Here is an 18,830-nt window from a genome sequence, read left to right as displayed (position 1 = left end):
GCTTGAGCCAGCTGGTTGTCACGTGCCGCCGAGTCAATGCTAACGATGACCTCGCCTGCTTTGACGGAGTCCCCTTCCTTCTTGTAGACCCCGGTGATGGTCCCCTGAGCCTGTGCCGTCAGCGTTGCAGAACGTAAGGGAGCCACGGTTCCAGAGACCGTCGTAAGGGTAGAGACATCCTGCGGCGCCACGACATACATGGACGATACTCCGGTCCTCCTCGCTGCCAATGCCGCGGCCGTCTTCCTGGCAGCCAGCACTTTCAGTCCTACCACGACGATCGCCGCAACGACAATCAGTGACACGACCGAGACAATGATTCGCCGACTCTTTTTGCTCATGTTTCCTCCGGTGGGCGCCTGCGCCCGCATCTATTGACCAACGCGCTCACTGCGCAGCGTGACCACGTTGGATTCGTCACGTACTGTAACAACCGACATTTAAGGATGGATTAAGAAGCACGCGCTGTCCCGGCGATCACGTGAATCTGACAATGAAGTCCGTGCCGGCTTCAGCGCTGCTGGTGACGACTACATGCCATCCATGAAGGTCTGCAATCTTCTTCACAATCGCCAATCCAAGCCCAAATCCGCGCTGTGTACGCGCAGCATCAACCTGATAGAACGGTTCAAAAACATGCGACAGATCGTCGGGAGCTATGAATCCACGGGAATTCCCGACGTGCAGATCAGCTGCATTGAGTACAACACTCACCGTGCCACCCGGCGCATTGAACTTGACAGCGTTTTCGATGAGGTTGTTGACGAGCTGGCGTAACAGCAGGCTGTCTCCCTCGACCGTCACCCCTTCGTGAATTGTCGCCTGCATCGTCAATTCGTGTTCTTTGCAGCTTTCCACGTTCTGACTGGCCTCTGCAGTCACAAGAGCGGTCAAATCGACTTGTCCGAGGTCGACCTCCGCTCGGTCCAGCTGAGCAACCTCGAGCAACCGCTCAACGAGGAGCGACGCGTACTTGACCTGTCCTTTGGCAGCCATGATCCCGTCCTGGTATTCGCCCGTCTTCATCGCGACGTCCAGCGAGGACGATATACTGGCCAATGGAGTCCGCAGTTCGTGGCTGGCATCTTGTGTAAACTGCTCCAGACGCGCCTGCGACTCATGCACTGGTTGCAGTGTGTTCCGGGAGAAACGCAGGCCGAGAACGTAAGATAGGGCACCCATCAGGATTGTGACGACCAGCAGTTCCAAGGTTTTCCACCCGAATTCGTTCGGCCCCTGTCGTACGTGTCCCGCGAATTGCACGAATCCAACGATGCTCCCTTCTCTGTGGATAGCGCGGGTCACCACTGAATAGGAGGAATCGCCGCCCATCTTGGGGGCAGCAAAGGGATCGGCATGCCCAGACGCAGAACCGGCAAACATCTCTCCTTGATAGAGAACGGTCCCATCTGACGCAAGGATTCGCACGAACGGACGCACAGACGGGTTGAGACCTTGTCCAGCCGTCGCTGGGTTCGCGGAAACCTGGTTGTCTGACAAAATCTGGTCGACCTGTACGTTGAGCCCGTGCATCATGCGGTAGTAGAAAATGACCGTATCACACGTCATGAGAATGAGACCACTTGCCAGAATGAGAACGCATACGAGGCGGGTGAACTTCATCGCTAGCCGCTGTTCGACACTGAACCTCGCGCTGAGTCTCTCCTCGAGATCGCGACGCCGTTCCTTGAGTGAATGCCACATGGCTAGTCTCCTATCATGTACCCTTTGCCGGGCACCGTCACGATGCTCTCCCTGCCAAGCTTGCGTCTCAGATAGGCCACGTGGACGTCCACGGTCTGAGAAAACATCAGCTCGTCGTATTCTCCCCAGACAAGCTCAATGATCTCGAGACGTGTCTTGGCGATGCCGCGGTTGAGGGCAAGAAACTCCAGGAGGGCATATTCGCGTGGCGCAAGTGCCACGACCTTACCACCCTTGCGGACCTCGTGCGTGTTGGTGTCGACCGAGATATCTCCTAGCTCAATGACCGGGCTGCGGGTCTCACCACCTCGGCGGAGCAAAGCCCTCATCCGCGCGAGCAGCTCCTCGAGGTCGAACGGCTTGGTAAGGTAATCGTCGGCTCCGCTGTCCAGGCCGGCCACGGCATTCTGGTGCCCGACCCTGGCAGTCAGCATGAGAATGGGCATGCTCCGCCCTGCTTGCCGCAGCTGCCGGCAGACTTCCAGCCCGTCCATGCGTGGGAGGTTGAGGTCGAGAACGACGAGCGCATACTCCTCGGTCAGTCCCTGGTGCAGCCCCGCCTCACCGTCAAAGGCAAGGTCGACGCTGTAGGACTCTGTCTCCAGATACCGCCTGATGTTCTGGGCAAAATCCTGCTGATCCTCAATGACAAGAATATGCATTCGTATTTCCTCTCATGCCTGTCATTGTACCAGCGTGTCCTAAGAACGGATTAAGATGGTGCGCCTCGGCGGTCGGAGGCAAGGCATGATGCACCGTCCTGACCATCCTGGGCGAACCTGAACTTGTCCTGGCAACCTGCTACTGTGACACGACGAGGCACGTGACCAACTGCCGACCTGGGGTATAGATGTACGCACCCTTGTAGTACAGGGTGGTCGAGGCGCCGCCATCGAGGGAGATAACATCAGAAAAGAGCTTGAGCTGAGCCAAGGCACCACCAACATTGTCGGTCGTGAGGCTTATGGAAGTGGAACTCGAGACGAAGTACAGGTAGCGACCACCGCCAATGCCGAGAAAAGACCGTGGCCCCGACTTGGCCATGCGGAAGCTGTCAGCATAGGCATAGGCCTTGGCCCCCATGACTGGTTGGCCGGCGCGCAGGACGACCGGCGCCGACTGGATGAAGAACCCCGTTGAGAGGTCCCGTTCTCCGAGGAAGATATGCAGGTGCGCGCTGTCGGCATTCCGGAGCGAAGTGATCGTGTCGATTGTCCAGTGGTTGACTGCCGCCTGGTACCCGTAGAGCGCGTACTGGCCAGGCTTCATCAGCCTCGGCTGAAAAGTCGCCCCGCAGACGCGCTGCACGATGCGATCCCGGTCCACCACGATCAGTTGCTGATTGCTGCCAACCCAGATAGCCTTTGGATACCAGTTCGTATAGACAGTGAAACCGCCCCAGCTGGTGCAGTTGATGGAATACGTCGTCATCGAAATGGTCTTCCTGTCAACCGTCACGTCGACTCGTACCTCCAGCCGGCCCTCTGCGTAGAACGGGATACCATGATCGTCTATCCCCATTGTCTCCGCATATCCCGCCTTCACCTGCGGGTAGATCCCCTCGCCGCCCAACGATCCGGTCATAACATGAGTTGTCGTGTCGAACGGCAATGCGTTGATCATGGCAAGTGGCTTGCCAAGGGCAAACGTTGTATAGGGAGTTCCTGAGTTCATCCCTCCTGGAGATGCCACCGGAACAACGCGGATCCCTTTGCCCTTCAGGTCAATGCGGATGATCTCAAACGTGTACTTCTTCGTCGCATATGTGACGCTTCGCGACATCCGCGTAACCGCGTCCGGGTGTTCACTCCCTGAATCCCCCGAACCAGCAGTATCCTGGGCACTGGCAATCGTAGCAGTGCAGGAGCGACCATCCGGCACCACCTGCACAGAAGCCCCCATGAACCGGAGGATATCTACGGGACCCACCACAGTTCCACGAGCGTTGAGTAGTGCTGCACTCATGGTCACAGCCCTGACGCCCACCATCGCCGTCCTGCTGCCGACTTTTGCCACGACCCTGGACTTGCCGGAGGTGAGCGTGCACGATCCCGTTTTTGCATCCCAGGCAAGATCCCATTCCAGGAGATTGGCGACGGACCTTACCGGAAGCAGCAACTGCTTCGAACCCATATCGAACACTGCCGGAACCGGCATCATCAGGACCGTTGTCCCATTGGAGGTGACAGCAGTCTTGCCCACGGTGAACTGGACAACGCTCGCGTGCTCCTCAGCACTACAGTCAGGAGCAATGGTCACCATCAGCATTGCCACTATTAGCAGAAGTGGTATGAGATTCGTCAGTTTGCGCACTGTTGATCCTCCTCCATTTTTCTACACCATCCCGGCCCGTGCGAAGCTGAAGCACTCCCAGCGGGTATGGTTCATGATAATGTGGTCGAGGACGTGGACGCCGGCGTACTTCAGGATCTTCTTGATATTAAGATTCCCTTTATCAAAGATATTTCGAATAGACAAATACTCTACAGTTAATTCTTTTCCCCTGCATATACAAGCATCTCTGTAAAGAATTCTCGAAGAGGGGTTTTCAATAGAAACCCAACCTGGTATTTAAGAGGGATAAGCTTGTAAAGAATCGTCTTGAATCGGTCTTGATTGCGTAGTATCTCCTCAAAACGAGTAATCGTCATTTTGTTGATGTATGTGATTTGTTCTCTATTATCCACTATACCAAAACGAAGATTGATTCTCTTTTCAGCTGATTTTGTTTCTAAAGCAAGTTTCTTATAAGCATTGATGAGAACGGGCTCAGGAAAAAGAAGATGAACATACGGAATCCCAATAAGATCGGTGAGGTGGGCCCCGTATGGATGAAAATAGGGTGGAGAATTGATAAATACTTTACTATGTGGCTTCAATACTCTATTTACTTCTTGTAAGACGACTTCAGGCCTTGAAAGGTGTTCAAAGACATCGTTCATTACACACATATCAAAAGAAGCAGTCTGAAAAGGCATTTCTTCTGCATTAGCAACTATGAAATCTATATTTCTTGCATTTTTGGAAGACGCAAAATCTCTTGCCTGCATTATGAACCTTTCTTCCGTATCTATTCCCGTCAGTCTCTTCGCTCCATTGAGAGCATAGAATGTGGTTTTTCCACCACTACCAGCTCCGATATCAAGAATGATCTTGCCCTGTATCTCTTTAAGCAAATCTATTTCAGGGAGGTAATACCTGTTTAACCTCTTTGACTGCTCAAATTCCCATTCTGCAAATGTTTTCTTCCCTTCATCTTCGAGATTGAATGGATGAATTGGCCTCTTGAAACACCTATTCAGCGCAATGAGAGCTTCTACGCCTATGCTATGCCTGTATTCCATCTTCACTTCATATTCATCCTCTTGTCAATTTACGTTCATCGATTGCCATATTCATTGTACCGCCTTCATCAGTTCTACACCATCCCCGCGCGTGCGAAGCTGAAGTAGTCCTGGCGGGCGCGGCCCACGATGATGTGGTCCAGGACACGCACGCCGACGTACTTCAAGGCCCGCACGATCTTGTTGGTGGTGTCGATGTCCTCCTTGGAGGGATCACACTCTTATCTGGAGTGAAACCCTGCAGACATGAAACGGGGCCGCACGAACACGTGCAGCCCCGTACTTTGCTGTCTACAGGGGACTTCTCATGGCTGGTAGGTGATCGTTATCGTTCTGGTTGCATCTGTCCAGCTAACTGAACAGCCAAAGCTCTCAGAGACGAACCTCAGAGGAAGCATGGTCCTTCCACTGATGATCTCGGGGACCACCTTGGCGTTCGTTGCATCGACAGGGGTACTGACACCGTTCACCTTGGCAGCATTCTTACCGATCCAGAGTTCGATGGTCATTCCTCCGAGGGTCACGCTCGCCTTCCTGGCGGTTGCATCCCAAGTAACTGATCCTCCGAGTGCTTCGATGATGGCGCGTATGGGGACAAGGGTCCGCCCATTCTTGATGATAGGAGAAGAATCCAGCGTCTTTGGGCTCCCATTGACCGTAAACGTGGCCTTCCCTATCTGAAGAACGATGACGCTCGCTTCCTTGTCTGGCTCAAACTTTGCCTGGATGACGTGATTTGCCATGACGCTGGTAAACGTATAGGAGGAGATAGGACCCTGTGATACTCGATCGATCGTGACATCGGCGATGTGGTGGCCGGCATTCGGAGTAACGGTGAATGTCGTGCTCGCACCTTGAGCAACGCTCTGCCGCGTGTTGGGAGCGACGGTGCCACCCGACCCGAACGAAGGCGTCAGCGTGTACACCGGCGGGTTGGCAAAATTGGCGGTAACCGTCTTGTCCGCATCGATGGTGATGGTAGCCAGGTTCCCCGTAGCGCTGAGATCGCCAGACCAGCCGGTGAAGCTGTAGCCCGTGGCAGGAACAGTCGTAAGAGTGACAACCGTACCAGAAAGATACGAAGGCTGATCAAGAGTTCTGGTGATGGTACCGCCCGAAACAGGAGAAGAGATCGTGGCAAGCGTGTAGGAAGGCGCAGCAGCATACCGGAAGACGCCACTGCCAGAAGTGCCGGCGTACAGAGCCGCAGGAGTGAGTGGATCAACGACAAGAGACGTAACGCCAGTGTTGGTGAGACCCGTGTTCATTGCCATCCAGGAGGTACCGCTGTCGGTGGAGCAGAGAACGCCGCTGCCACTGGTACTTGCGTAGAGAGTTGTGGGAGTGAACGGATCAATGACAAGAGACGTAACGCTCTCTTTGACGAGGTCAGTGCTCACCATCCTCCAGGTGGTACCGCTGTCGGTGGAACGGAAGACGCCACTATCGGTATCAGCATAGAGGATTGTCGGGGTGAAGGGGTCAATGACAAGAAACTGGACAGTCGTGGAGGCAAGACCAGCGTTCACGGCCGTCCAGGTAGCGCCGCTGTCCGTGGAGCGGAAGACGCCATGGTCATTTGTGCCGGCATACAGGGTCGTGGAAGTGAGCGGATCAATGACAAGAGATGGAACACCTTGATCACCAACCCCGGTACTGACTGCTGTCCAGTGGTCGCCCCTGTCCGTGGAGCGAAAAACACTTCCACCAAAGGCACCGGCATACAGGGTCGCTGGCGTGAGGGGATCGATGGCAACAAGAGATTGGATGCCGTTCCTGGCAGGACCAGTAGTATCCAGTGCCGTCCAGGTAGCGCCGCTGTCTGTGGAACGAGAGATGCCGTACTCATAATGCTGATTAGACGTTTGCACATACAGGGTCGTGGGGGTGAGCGGGTCAATGGCAAGATTGAAGACATACGTGCCGTCGCCTTCCATGATGTCGGTGTTCAGGCCCTTCCACGTAGCGCCGCTGTCCGCGGAGCGGAGGATGTCCGTATCAGTCACGGCATAGATGGTCGTGGAAGCGAGGGAATCGATGGCAAGAGACCGGACCCACGTGTTGGTCAGGCCAGCGTTCGCAGCCCTCCAGGTGGTACCGCTGTCGATGGAACGGAAGATGCCGCCAGGCGCCCTCACATAGCCCGTGCAACCAACATACAGGATAGCAGGGGTAACGACGTTTATGACAAGACAATTGGCAGATTCGCTGGCGATCCCGTTGTTCACAGCTGTCCAGCTCGTACCACTGTTCGTGGAGCGAAAGATACCTCCGGTTTCGGTACAGGCGTAGAGGGTCGTGGAGGTGAGGGGATCGATAGTGAGAGACAAGATCCACGTGCTGGCAAGACCAGTATTCACCGCCGTCCAGGTAGCGCCGCTGTCCGCGGAGCGGAAGATACCATCCTGAGTGCCGGCGTAGAGGATGGTGCCGGAGAGAGGATCGATGACAAGAGATGTGACGCCCTCTTTGCTGATGGTGGTCCTCAAGCCGGTCCAGTGGGCACCGCTGTCCGTAGAGCGAAGGACGCCTTCGCCAAAGGTGCCGACATACAGGGTCGTTGGGGTGAGGCAATCGATAGCAAGAGACGTGACCCTCATATGGCCATAGGTAAGATCGATGTTCACAGCAGTCCAGTGGGCACCACTGTCCGTGGAGCGGAAGACACCTCTGGTCTCAGTGCCGGCGTAGAGAGTCGTGGAAGTGAACGGGTCGATGGCAAGACTCAGGACATACATGTCGGTGAGGCCCGTGTTCACTGCCACCCAAGTCGTCCCACTGTCCGTGGAGCGGAAGATGCCACTACCATTCGTGCTGGCGTAGAGGATGGTGGGGGAGAGAGGATCGATGGCAAGAGATTCGACAAGAGTGTTGGTGATGAAGCCAGTATTCACAGCCACCCAGGTGGTCCCACTGTCGGTAGAGCGAAAGACACCACCACCATTCGTGCCAGCGTAGAGGATGGCAGGATCCACAGGATTGATCACAAGAGCAAAGACACTGCCCCCATACAAGGGCAGTTGGGTCCACGCATGAGTGTCTGCCGCCTGAACAGCAGGAGCGCCCATCAGCACACCCGACAAGCTCAGGGCTAGACAAAGGATCAGAACCATGATTGTGGCAGCAAGTGAATTATCTCGTGCTTCAGTCGTCTTCATGCTATGCACCTCCAACACGGGCTTTCTTTCAACAAGGGCGGTGGAGTCGAACCTGGTCACCATCACCATCACCATCACCGCGCCGTATCGTTGCGGCACGCAACGGAGATCATTCTCTCCACCATTAGTGTAACGTGCTAGTTGGTCATATCCTAGCGCGCAATAGAGAAGAGCCGAAATTGATGTCCTTGCACGATGGGACCCATGTACCGTCTTATCGTGACGCCCCAGTTCACGGTCATCGGGCACATTCAACAATTGGCCTCCCTCTATACCATCCCCGCCCGGGCGAAGGAGAAGTAGTCCTGGCGGGCACGGCCCACGATGATGTGGTCGAGGACCCGTACACCGACGTACTTCAAGGCCTGAGTGATCTTGTTTGTGGTGTCGATGTCCTCCTTGGAGGGGTCGCACTCTCCGCTTGGGTGGTTGTGCACGAGCACAACGCGGCTGGCGTGGTGGATGCAGGCTTCGCGGACGATGTCGGCAGGGTCCACGACGCTGGCGCTGATACTGCCCCGACTGACCTCGGTGTCTTTGATGACCTTGTTGCGGATGTCCAGCAGGACGACATAGAAGAACTCCTTTCCGGCATCGCGCAATTGCGGCGTGAACCGGTCGCAGACGTAGTCGATGGCATCCTCGGCACTGGTGACCCGTTTCATCGTGGACGCGGGGCCTTGCTGCAGGCGCTTGCCGATTTCGATGGCCGCCTTGAGTTCGACCGCCTTGGCGAGGCCGATGCCACGCACGTCGCAGAGGTCCTCGACGCTGGCCTGATCCAGCTGGCTCCAGCCGCCAAACCGGTTGAACACGTCGCGACCCAGTTCCTCGGCGCTCTTGCCGTGGCTGCCCGTCCTGAATAGAATGGCCAGCAGGCGTGCGTTGCTCATGGTGTCGGCTCCACGTTTCGCCAGCTGCTCGCGGGGACGTTCGTCAATCGCCCAGTCCTTGATGGAGACATACGTGCGCTCGGCGTTGACGCGCAATCGAACTTCCCGGCGCACGGCATCGCATTGTCCTTTGCTGGACAGGTCGAGTGAGGAGACGAGGGCACTGCTCTGCGGCTCTTCTACCCGCCCACCCTCTGCATCACGGAACCAGGTCCCCGCTTTGGACCACATTGGATACTGCGCCCTCTGGACGAGATACGTAACGGCTTCCTCGCGTTTCGATATTTCCACCGACTCCCCCTGTACCGTTTTCGTGAGTTCCACTCACTCCAGCACAAGGTAGCACCGTCTCTGAGACACGCAACGGCAGCGATCCCTGCACGTCGTCCTCATGGAAGCGGGAACCCACACAAACATACAAGAATGGATTCCCGCATACGCCGAGGAACACCACTCAGAACGCCCCTCGCATTGAAAAGAAATGCTCAGGGGTATTGCAAAGAAATACTCGTGAGGAGCACCCCTTGCCTTGGACTGAAAGGCTCGGGGGGGGAATGACGAATCAAAGGACCCTTGCTGGGACGACGCCGGCTGCGAAGCAGCGATCTGTCAGCCTGTGAACTTCTCCCAGCAGACGAGTTCGTCCAACGCCTTGCGTACCCCTGGCCGGCGCGGATGACTCTCGTCGGGGTACCCCAGTGCGAGGATGGCCACGACGGGGTTCTCCGACGGTATGCCAAGCAGCGCGCGGACCTCGTTGCCGTCGTAGTTGCCCAGCCAGCATGTCCCCAGACCCATCGACGCAGCCTGCAGAGTCACATGGTCCAGGGCGATGGTGATGTCGACAACGGCTCCATCGTACCGGTGGCCAATGTTGTATCCCTCACCGCTCTTGCAGGCGACGACGAGCACCGCCGCTTGTTCAACAAACTGCTGTCCGCCGATGGCATGCACCATCGACCGTATGGTCGCACGGTCCCGTACAACGACCAGTTTCCACGGCTGCAGGTTGCTGCCCGAAGGAGCCAGTCTCGCCGCTTCCAGAACCTCTGCCAGCTTGTCTTCTTCGACCGGCTGGTCCTTGTAATGTCGTACGCTGTAGCGCTTCTCGATCGCCTCAAGTATCATCGCAGACCTCCACTATGCTGATTGCCTGATATTCTAACTGCCAGCCAGACTTGTTCAATGAGCCAAGTGTTGCGATTGGCATACTCTTGCGGGAATAACAGATGTAAAAACAAGGATGGATTCCCGCATGCGCGGGAATGACAGACTAGTCCGGAATCGGCAGTATACTAAGCTCATGAGACTACTGCATACCGCTGACTGGCATGTTGGAAGCACGCTCGCTGGGCTGGACAGGTTTGACGAAACAGGGAAGCTGCTGGATGAGCTGTTTGCCGCTGCGCAGACCGAGAAGGTGGATGTGGTGATCGTCGCGGGTGACGTGTTCGACAATCCGATGCCCGGCAATAATAGTCAGAAACTCGTCTTCGACTTCTTTGCCCGGCTCAGCAGCGCGGGTATCCGCTCGGTCGTTCTGGCCGGCAACCACGACGGGCAGGTGTTCGTCCCCAGCAAGAGCCTGCTGAGCCTTGGGACAGCATCGGTGTTCGAGAAGCCGTCTGGTGAGCAGTATCAAGTCGGGTTCCGTTCACGCGCCGACGAACCGGTCGTCGTGACGGCGCTCCCCTACCCCCACGAACGCGTGGTCATGAAGTTGAATGGAGCAGGTGACGACATTCACGGCGACTACGCCAGCAGTGTCAGCACGTTCATCCGCTGGCTTGCCGGGCAGATGCATGCGTCAGACATCAACATCTTTGCCGCACACCTCATGATCGCTGGTGCTCAGCTGACGGACACGGAACGCCCCATGTCGGTCAGTCCGTTCTTTGCCGTCCCTGCGCAGAGCCTGCCATCTTCGACGATGTACAACGCCCTTGGCCACGTCCACCGCCACCAGCAGCTGGTGAACGCGCCCGCACGCTCAGAATACTCCGGCAGTATCTTCCGCGTCAACTTCAGCGAGGAGGGGACGCCGAAGGGGTTCAACCTTGTGGACGCGGACACGAAGGGCAATCTCACTGTTCAGTTCTGTGAGCTGAAATCCGCCATCGAGCTGCACAATGTCGAGTGTGTCGTCGACGACTGGGCCACCCGCCTGGAACCGTACAGGAACCGTGGATACACGAAAGCACGCATCCACGCCGACGACCCCCCGTTCAACCTGCAAGGCGAGATACGCGCTGTCTGCCCATGGGTCGTCAAGGTGGAATTCCTGCGTTCCGAAGCTGCAGCGACGACGCGTCCGACCATTGAGGCACTGGCAAGTACAAGCTTCGAGACCGTGCAGTCGATGTACCGGGCATACAACAAGGACGCCACAGAAGACGTGATAAAGGTGATCGGTGAATTGTTCCTGGAGGTGACCCATGCGGATACAGACGCTTGAAGTCGAGAACTTCATGCCCTACCGCGACCCAGTCACCCTCGACTTTCGCGACCTGTCGCTGTTTGCCATCGTGGGTGAGACTGGTTCGGGCAAGTCCTCGATCGTCGACGCGATCTGCTATGCTCTCTATGGGCGCATCCCACGCATCCGCACAGAAAACGGACAGCGCGAGAATATCATCAGCCGTGGCGCGAAACAGTTCCATGTGGGACTGACCTTTGACCTCGGCGGCGCGACGTACCGGATCATCCGGCAGGGAACAGCCACGAGAGAGGACGTTCAGGTCTTCAAGGACGGCGATCAGCTCAACCAGCTCCTGAAGAAGAAGGACGCCGATCGCTACATCGAAGAGACGCTGCTGCACATGAACTTTGACGTCTTCACGCGCATCATCGTCCTGCCTCAGGGGCAGTTCGACCGTTTTCTGAAACCCGACACACCCCGCGCGCGCAGGGATATCCTCATCTCGCTGCTCAGCCTGGACATTTACGAGCACATCGGCAAAGCGGCCGGCGCCCATGCGGGAATGCTGATGGGCGAACTGGGCGGCCTGGACCATGACCTGGCGGGCATCGACCAGACCGCTATCACCGATGAAGCCATGGGTCTCCTGGACCATGCCGTCACAGACGCCGGACATCAGGTCGCGCTGCTCCAGGAACAGCTCAAAGCACGTGAGCTGACATTGGCCATGATAGAACAGCGGGCGTCAAAGGCACGGCAGCTGACGAAGCTTCAGGGACAGCTTGCGGCCCTTCGCGCCAAGGCGGACGAGATCAACGGCGACCGCGCGCACCTTGCCACCGGCCTCGCTCTCGCATCGCTGCAGCCATCACTGGCCAACTGGGCGCGTCTGGCTGCTGAACTGGAACGGCTGACGGACGAGCGCGACAAGGCATCTGCTGCTGTGATAGCCGCACAGCAAGCTCTCGAGACTGCGCAGGCCGTCCGTGCCGATACGTCCCTGCGCGCTGGCGAGGCCGCATTTGCCGAGAAACTGGATGAGATCTCTTCTGCGATCGGGCGCCTGAGTGACCTCCAGCTCTTTGCCGCCCGACTGGAGGAACTCCAGCACAGGACCGATGCAGCCACGGACAAGGGCAAGGCACTCGAACACAGCATCACACAATTGAATGAGACTATGAAGCTCCAGAACGAGCGTCGGATCCAGCTCCAGGAAGCGCTCACCAGGGCGCGCGACGCTTCAATGCAAACTGAAGATGCGTTCGAACGAGCACGCTCGGACAACGCCGCAGTCGTCGTCCAGCAGGGTCTCAGGCCAGGTGACACCTGCCCGGTGTGCGGCCATGTGGTAGAAGAACTGGTCGCGCATGCCGAACACCTGGACTTCGCTCGCCTCAAGACGGTTCGTGACGAGACGCGCAAACATGTCGAGCACTGCCAGAACGACCTCACGGAGCATGAGAAGAAGTCCGAAGCGGACCGAGTCCGGCTCGAGGAACTGGCCAGACAGCTGACCGCTCTGAAGACTGAAGACAAGGATGACCGGCACGAAGCGCACGAACTGACCCTGCGCCTGCTCATGGACCCGACGGTCGCCCGCGAGGGCAGCAACAATCCGGTGGCGTTCCTCCATGCGCGGCTCACGCAGCTGCGAGGGCAGGAGACGACAACCCGCACGGCGCAGAAAACGATCGCCCTCCAACTCGAAGAACAGCGCCGAAAGGAAGAAGACATCCGCACGAAGCTGACCGGGTCCCAAACCAAGGCCGCAACGCTGGAGGGGCAGCGCAGACAGGCGGAAGTCCAATATGAAACGCTGCAGCGTGACCTGCTGGCGCAAGCCGGCACGCATGGGTTCGACTCCATCGCGTCGATGAAAGCAGCCGTCCTCCCAGAGGGTGAGCTGGCCACACTTCAGGCGTCGGTGAGGCAATACGACCATGACACCGCTGCTGTTGCTGCACAGGTGGAAATGCTGGAGCAGGAGCTCGGCCCCGACCTGCCATCGGAGGCGGACCTCGAAACAGCGCGTGCCACACGTGAGACTGCCGCTACGGACTTCGCCCGCGCACAGGAGAACCTGGCAGCCGCCCGCCGCAGCAAGGACGACCTCCTCGCCCGCCGTGCATTCCTGGCCGACCGTCTTGCGCGCAAGGAACAGGCGACGCGTCTGCTGTCCACCTACCAGCAGGTCGCCCGTGACTTCGGCAGCAAGGGCATGGTGGCGTTCGTCAGCAGCGGCATCCTCGAACAGTTGCTGGTGACGGCAAACGACCACCTGCGCATCCTGAGCAAGGGACGCTTCGAACTGCTGCTCGATGAGGACGACCAGATGATGGTGCAGGACGCGTTCAGCGCCTCGGGACCGCGCGATGTCGCAACGTTGTCCGGGGGGGAAACCTTCCTCGCTTCTCTTGCACTCGCTCTGGCCGTCAAGGACCTGCTGTCGACGAGTGTGGACTTGGACAGCTTCTTCATCGACGAGGGCTTCGGAACGCTGGACGAGACCACTGTCCAGGGTGTCGCCGACGTCCTGGAGTCCCTGCGCAGGGACGGCTCGCTCGTCGGCATCATCACCCACAGAGCGGACCTCGTGGAGCGNNATATCCGTCCCGACTACTGGCAGAGCGTCTACACCGGTTCCACGGAGGTCTCATTGACAGATCAGAAACGTTCCTATGAGGTGGTGCCGACCATCGAGTGCCGCGACCTTGACCACTGGGCGGCCGTCCGGGTGCCCGACGCGGCGTTCGCGGAAGTCGACACGGTCCGCGTCGCATTCGTCGACGGCGTACGCCGCATCGACATGCACGGCATCATCGACGGCAATCCGCCATACTATGGCGTTTTCGGTTCTGTGGCGGCAGGCTGCATGCAGATGTGCGGCTCTCACGCCCACGACGTCACCGAGGCGCTCTGCGACGAGGCCGTACGGCACTACTTCGTGACCAACGCGCCGGACCCGGACATGAAGACGCTCAAGCTGGCGAGCGACGCGTCGTGTCCGTTCGACGTCGAATATGAGATTCGCAGCGCTGCAAGTCATGACCCGGGCGACTTCGGCCAGGAACTCAACAACCTCATGCAAGAGCTGGAACACGATGTCGCGCAGAAAGAAGTGGACCGTCCGGACGTGCAGGCAGTCGTGACAGACGGTCCCATCCCCTACGAACACCGCCTGGCCGCCGGGACCGGCAAGCTGGCGGGCATCATCAAGAACGTGCAGGAAGCCTACCTGAAGGGCGAGCAGTTCGCAACGGTGCTCGGCCTCAAGACCGCCGAACGGACCCCGATCTTTGAGATCCGCTATCCGGAAAGCAGCGGCAGCAGCAAGATGAGCTTCTTCCTGCGCCTCCGAGCCGTCACCCCTTTCGCCAGCCAGATGGCCAACCTGGTCCGCATCGAACTCCCCGTCATGGGGCTGACCGAGGCGATACACCTTGCCAACCTCGCCTCCGCCATCGCGGTGCACTACTCCAGCAACCTGTGGGGTGACACCAGGGCTCCACAAAACTTGTATCCTGTGGGAGCACTCGAGACGGCACTGAAGAACCGGCTCGGGGACCAGCGCTTTCTGCGCAGTGTCATCATGCGAACGCTTGCCGAAAGCGACTCTGCTCCAAAATCGGTACCGTCCACCCAATCTCAGGACTAAACGGAGGATAACCATGTTTGCACTGACACCCGATCTCTGGCAAGTCGTGCTTCGGACGGCCATCGTCTACATACTCGTTCTGGCTGGTCTGCGCCTGGCCGGAAAGCGCGAGATGGGCGAACTCGCGTCGTTCGATTTCGTCATGATCCTCCTGCTCGCCAATGCAGTCCAGAACGCAATGACCGGACCGAATACCTCGCTCACGGGTGGTGTCGTTGCCGCGGCAACCCTCCTCGTGCTCAACTTCAGTGTTTCTGCACTGGTGCATCGCTATCCACGTCTGCGACGCATTATTCTGGGCCAGCGCACAACCCTGATCGAGCAGGGTATTCCGCAACTCGACACGCTGGAGAGGGAGCACATCGACGAGGATGAAATCATGACCGCCGCGCGGGAACATGATATTCTGAAGATCAGCGACATCAGGACGGCCTGGCTCGAAGTCGATGGCAACATCACGTTCCAGACGATGAACGGACGCCACATGCGTGTACCGCGGAAGAAGAAGGTACGCTACCTCAAGAACCAGTGATCATGAGCCGCTCGTCGCACGGGCGGGTGAGACACGCAGAATTGGAAACAGGCTCTACGTTGCTATTTGTAGAACAAGGCGAACAAAACGCCAGCTACAAGAATATTGATGAACGTGATCGGGACAACCGCCTTCAAGTATTCTTTCCACTCCACATCAACTCCCGCCTTGGACAATATCGAGAGACCAACAACGTTTGCTGACGCCCCAATTGGCGTGAAATTTCCTCCTACATCCGTACCAAAGCTTACTATCAACCCCATGCTCAACAAAGATACTGTGCTTGCTGGAGCAAGAAGCTTTACCACGGGCACCATCGATGCTGCAAAGGGAACGTTATCGATAAATCCAGAAAGTATGCCTGACATCCAAAGAAGGATTCCTTTCGTAATCTGACCGCTTCCGTTTGAAAGGTCTGCGATACCCTTACTAATTGATGCAATAACGCCGGTCTTTTCCAACGAACCTATTATTATGAAGAGCGTGGTGAAGAACATGAGCACTTCCCAATCAATAGACTCCCAAATATGTGCAACCTTCTTGCCATTAAGCACAAGCCCTAGAGAAGCGCCTATGAGTCCTGCGTATGCAACTGGCAAATTCAATTTTTCATGCAGTATCAGCAAAGCTATTGCCACAAGGAAACTAACAACTGACACGATCATCATATAGGAGTCCTTTACATGCTCCCTGGGGTTCAGATTCTTTAAGTAATCCGTATCAAACTTTTCTGACTGTTTGAACATTTTCTTGTAGAAGAGAACGAAGTACAACGTATTCAACACTAGAATTGCAATTGAAATTGGCGCAAGGTACTTAACAAACTGGACAAGAGTAATCCCAAGGCCTGTCCCAATGATGATGTTTGGAGGGTCCCCCATGAGCGTTGCGCTCCCTCCGATATTCGCCGCGGTTATCTGTGAGAGTACAAACGGGATGGCACTCATCTTCAATTTCTTGGCAATTGTTATTGACAAAGCAGTCATAAAGAGAAGGACTGTAATGCTATCCATAAATGCTGCAAGCAATCCAGTAAGAAGAGCAAACGCAATCAAAATGTTGATGGGTATGCCCTTCGTAAGCTTTAGAACCTTGACGCCCAGGAAATCAAAAAAACCGCTATCTGTTAACATTCTTACCAGAATGAACATGCCAAAGATAAGTCCAATTGCGTCCCAGTTAACCAGGGTAACAATTTCCCGTGGCTCAAGAACGCCAAGTATGACAAGCAGAAAGGCTCCTACCAGGGAAACGCTTGAGCGCGGCAGGATGTTGAAAATGATGAAAGCATAAACAACGACGAATACAATCAGAGAAATAATTTGAGGAGTCATTGGTATAGGTTATCTCCTTTGGATCAATCGCAAACCAACAAGAAAGGCTTTGGAAGAAACGCAACAATAAGTCTGATATGAGGATCAAGAGCAAGAGGACGGAATATGAATCTCAACTTATAACTCTTTCTTGGAGAACCTCTGCTTCCGATGATTATATCTGCGTTTGAGGCTTGAGAGATAACCGAAGAGACTTCTTTCCCGTGCTCAGCAAAACTGAAGTTCCCCTTTGCTTTCGAATTTGCCAGGATTCCCTCAACCCTTGTCTTGACGCTTTCTTTATCACCACTTAATACAAGGACGTCAATAGTGCTCTTCCATTGGGCAGCAACTTCGCCTGTTATCTGGGTTGCAAGTTCAGAATATTTGCTCCCAGTAGTAGGATGCAGAATTCTTGGACTAGGGTTGGGCTTCAAATCTTCCCCAAGAAGCAAAACGGGAATACTCGAGTGCATGATCATGGAGAATGTCGTCTTGCCAAGCTTAATCTTGTTGGCAGTTATTCCTGCGTGGGTTTCCATGACAATAAGATCAACCCCATTGTTTCGCGCAAAAGACAGGACCTCACTTACGGGATCTCCGACCTCAGTCTCTGTTGTGAATTGAATCGACTTCTTTTCGAGAAGACCTTCAAGCATCAAGAACGTTTCCTGGCTTAATTGGTTCATTTCCTTGTAAACTGCCTTTGTATAGAAACCTGAAAACGAGCCGAGGTTAATAATGCTAAAAAGGTAGAAAAAGGCATCAGGGAATAATGTTGTAGTGTACTCAACTGCATCCTTCATAACTTCGGAGTTGTCAACAACTATGAGAATCTTCTTAAACATATTATTAGCCTCCTGACCCGATTAATACCCATAGCGAGTGATTCTCTAAGATGCGCGCAAATCTTAGGCTCTTCTGAGCAAATTGCAACTTTCTTGAGTACGCTCTATTGGCTCCATCTCCGTCATGTTTAGGATTGCCTTACTCCTTTGTATTCGTCCTCCTTGTTTCTTATGAATCACTCCTCTGCAACCCACGCTCCACTTTAGAGAGCTTATTCCGGGTAATGGCATGAGAATTCGTAATGTCGTTTGCAGCCATCCGCGCGATGGGATATACTAACCAGATAATCATGTGACTGGAGGAAAATGCCACATTCAGAACAGCCGAATGTTTACAGCATGCATGGACCGGGCCGTATCCGGCTCTCAGTGTTCCCATGAAGCCCGCAGCACTGCACATTACGGCACGGCAGGCATGCGATTTCGCGCTGATGCGTGGTGGCATCTCGCAGCCATTCGACAATCCGCTTACGGCTGTCCATGCCATGATCGCCGTCCAGGCGCAGTATGCCGCCTCCGTCCCATTTGCCATCCACACACGCTGCCCATCGGCCCCATACACGTGGACCGACCGTGCGCTGGCTCGCGAGCGGTCGCTCGTCAAGACGTGGTGTCTGCGTGGCACCCTGCATGTGCTGGCAGCCGACGACCTCGCCCTCATGGTTGGTTCATTCGGCGAACGGTACCATCTCGCGATCGAGCGGGTGATGCTGCGCATGTGTGACATGGATACAGCTGCGTGGTATCGTGTCGAGCAGGACACCCTGCATGCGCTGACAGCAGGACCTCTGGACCGCACGGCACTCCACGCAGCTGTCCCACGGCTTCGGGACGTGCCGTGGGCAGGCTGGGGTGAAGACGTGAAAGGACTTGCCTACCAGGGTGACCTCTTGATGGTCGGCAGCAAGGGCGCACGACCCGTCTTCGCCCGCCGCGACAACTGGCTGCCCGACCTGCGCTTCCG

General features: G+C 56.1%; 15 protein-coding genes and 1 pseudogene. 4 read left to right on the top strand and 12 right to left on the bottom strand.

Going from position 1 to position 18,830, the window contains the following annotated elements; translation table 11 throughout:
- The 10 genes and pseudogenes from SMC3_RS00715 to SMC3_RS00675 all read right to left on the bottom strand — a co-directional run.
- A partial coding sequence (locus SMC3_RS00715; RefSeq protein WP_119089716.1) for a biotin/lipoyl-binding protein occupies positions 1 to 341 on the bottom strand: 341 nt, incomplete at its 3' end.
- Positions 342 to 477: 136 nt separating this feature from the next.
- On the bottom strand, positions 478 to 1,704 hold the full coding sequence (locus tag SMC3_RS00710) for a sensor histidine kinase (protein WP_119086757.1): 1,227 nt from the start codon (positions 1,702 to 1,704) through the stop codon (positions 478 to 480).
- A gap of 2 nt (positions 1,705 to 1,706) precedes the next feature.
- On the bottom strand, positions 1,707 to 2,366 hold the full coding sequence (locus tag SMC3_RS00705; RefSeq protein ID WP_119089715.1) for a response regulator transcription factor: 660 nt from the start codon (positions 2,364 to 2,366) through the stop codon (positions 1,707 to 1,709).
- 139 nt (positions 2,367 to 2,505) lie between these two features.
- Positions 2,506 to 4,017 carry a stalk domain-containing protein gene (locus tag SMC3_RS00700; protein WP_119089714.1) on the bottom strand — a complete coding sequence of 504 codons (1,512 nt, stop codon included), beginning with the start codon at positions 4,015 to 4,017 and terminating at the stop codon, positions 2,506 to 2,508.
- 21 nt (positions 4,018 to 4,038) lie between these two features.
- Complete coding sequence (locus SMC3_RS09305) at positions 4,039 to 4,182, bottom strand: hypothetical protein (protein WP_165846484.1); 144 nt, start codon at positions 4,180 to 4,182, stop codon at positions 4,039 to 4,041.
- Between the two features lie 11 nt (positions 4,183 to 4,193).
- Positions 4,194 to 5,048, bottom strand: coding sequence for a class I SAM-dependent methyltransferase (locus SMC3_RS00695; protein WP_165846483.1), 855 nt, complete (start codon positions 5,046 to 5,048; stop codon positions 4,194 to 4,196).
- Between the two features lie 74 nt (positions 5,049 to 5,122).
- A pseudogene (locus SMC3_RS00690) lies at positions 5,123 to 5,254 on the bottom strand (JAB domain-containing protein); the annotation flags it as partial.
- A 99-nt stretch (positions 5,255 to 5,353) separates the two neighbouring features.
- The gene (locus tag SMC3_RS00685; RefSeq protein WP_165846481.1) at positions 5,354 to 8,206 is read right to left on the bottom strand and encodes a VPS10 domain-containing protein; all 2,853 of its coding nucleotides are present in this window, start codon (positions 8,204 to 8,206) and stop codon (positions 5,354 to 5,356) included.
- A 269-nt stretch (positions 8,207 to 8,475) separates the two neighbouring features.
- Positions 8,476 to 9,390, bottom strand: a complete 915-nt coding sequence (gene radC, locus SMC3_RS00680) for a RadC family protein (protein ID WP_119089713.1) — start codon at positions 9,388 to 9,390, stop codon at positions 8,476 to 8,478.
- Between the two features lie 318 nt (positions 9,391 to 9,708).
- Positions 9,709 to 10,227: a nitroreductase family protein gene (locus SMC3_RS00675; RefSeq protein WP_119086750.1), complete on the bottom strand. Its 519-nt coding sequence runs from the start codon at positions 10,225 to 10,227 to the stop codon at positions 9,709 to 9,711.
- A 175-nt stretch (positions 10,228 to 10,402) separates the two neighbouring features.
- Between SMC3_RS00675 and SMC3_RS00670 the strand changes: the two genes are divergently transcribed.
- From SMC3_RS00670 to SMC3_RS00660, 3 genes are all read left to right on the top strand, one after another.
- Positions 10,403 to 11,554, top strand: a complete 1,152-nt coding sequence (locus SMC3_RS00670; RefSeq protein ID WP_165846480.1) for a metallophosphoesterase family protein — start codon at positions 10,403 to 10,405, stop codon at positions 11,552 to 11,554.
- Positions 11,535 to 15,173: an AAA family ATPase gene (locus SMC3_RS00665; RefSeq protein ID WP_119089712.1), complete on the top strand. Its 3,639-nt coding sequence runs from the start codon at positions 11,535 to 11,537 to the stop codon at positions 15,171 to 15,173. Before SMC3_RS00670 ends, SMC3_RS00665 begins: the two co-directional genes overlap by 20 nt.
- A 13-nt stretch (positions 15,174 to 15,186) precedes the next feature.
- Complete coding sequence (locus SMC3_RS00660; protein ID WP_119086746.1) at positions 15,187 to 15,705, top strand: DUF421 domain-containing protein; 519 nt, start codon at positions 15,187 to 15,189, stop codon at positions 15,703 to 15,705.
- A 62-nt stretch (positions 15,706 to 15,767) separates the two neighbouring features.
- On the opposite strand, the gene SMC3_RS00655 is transcribed toward SMC3_RS00660, so the two are convergent.
- Positions 15,768 to 17,039, bottom strand: coding sequence for a sodium:proton antiporter (locus SMC3_RS00655; protein ID WP_119086745.1), 1,272 nt, complete (start codon positions 17,037 to 17,039; stop codon positions 15,768 to 15,770).
- A gap of 23 nt (positions 17,040 to 17,062) precedes the next feature.
- Positions 17,063 to 17,866 carry a universal stress protein gene (locus SMC3_RS00650; RefSeq protein ID WP_119086744.1) on the bottom strand — a complete coding sequence of 268 codons (804 nt, stop codon included), beginning with the start codon at positions 17,864 to 17,866 and terminating at the stop codon, positions 17,063 to 17,065.
- A gap of 377 nt (positions 17,867 to 18,243) precedes the next feature.
- Between SMC3_RS00650 and SMC3_RS00645 the strand changes: the two genes are divergently transcribed.
- A partial coding sequence (locus tag SMC3_RS00645; RefSeq protein WP_133299366.1) for a DNA glycosylase AlkZ-like family protein occupies positions 18,244 to 18,830 on the top strand: 587 nt, incomplete at its 3' end.

Origin of the sequence: Candidatus Cryosericum hinesii (assembly GCF_003570985.1) — a bacterium.
Lineage (GTDB): Bacteria > Caldisericota > Caldisericia > Cryosericales > Cryosericaceae > Cryosericum > Cryosericum hinesii.
The sequence above is the reverse complement of the archived record's forward strand: the minus strand, read 5'-3'. Positions and strand labels throughout refer to the sequence as shown.

Bases quoted from the DNA above. Each gene is read 5' to 3' on its own strand.
- SMC3_RS00660 (WP_119086746.1), top strand. From the start codon at position 15,187: ATGTTTGCACTGACACCCGATCTCTGGCAAGTCGTGCTTCGGACGGCC.
- SMC3_RS00685 (WP_165846481.1), bottom strand. From the start codon at position 8,206: ATGAAGACGACTGAAGCACGAGATAATTCACTTGCTGCCACAATCATG.
- SMC3_RS00655 (WP_119086745.1), bottom strand. From the start codon at position 17,039: ATGACTCCTCAAATTATTTCTCTGATTGTATTCGTCGTTGTTTATGCT.
- SMC3_RS00675 (WP_119086750.1), bottom strand. From the start codon at position 10,227: ATGATACTTGAGGCGATCGAGAAGCGCTACAGCGTACGACATTACAAG.
- SMC3_RS00650 (WP_119086744.1), bottom strand. From the start codon at position 17,866: ATGTTTAAGAAGATTCTCATAGTTGTTGACAACTCCGAAGTTATGAAG.
- SMC3_RS00710 (WP_119086757.1), bottom strand. From the start codon at position 1,704: ATGTGGCATTCACTCAAGGAACGGCGTCGCGATCTCGAGGAGAGACTC.
- SMC3_RS00695 (WP_165846483.1), bottom strand. From the start codon at position 5,048: ATGGAATACAGGCATAGCATAGGCGTAGAAGCTCTCATTGCGCTGAAT.
- SMC3_RS00670 (WP_165846480.1), top strand. From the start codon at position 10,403: ATGAGACTACTGCATACCGCTGACTGGCATGTTGGAAGCACGCTCGCT.
- SMC3_RS00705 (WP_119089715.1), bottom strand. From the start codon at position 2,366: ATGCATATTCTTGTCATTGAGGATCAGCAGGATTTTGCCCAGAACATC.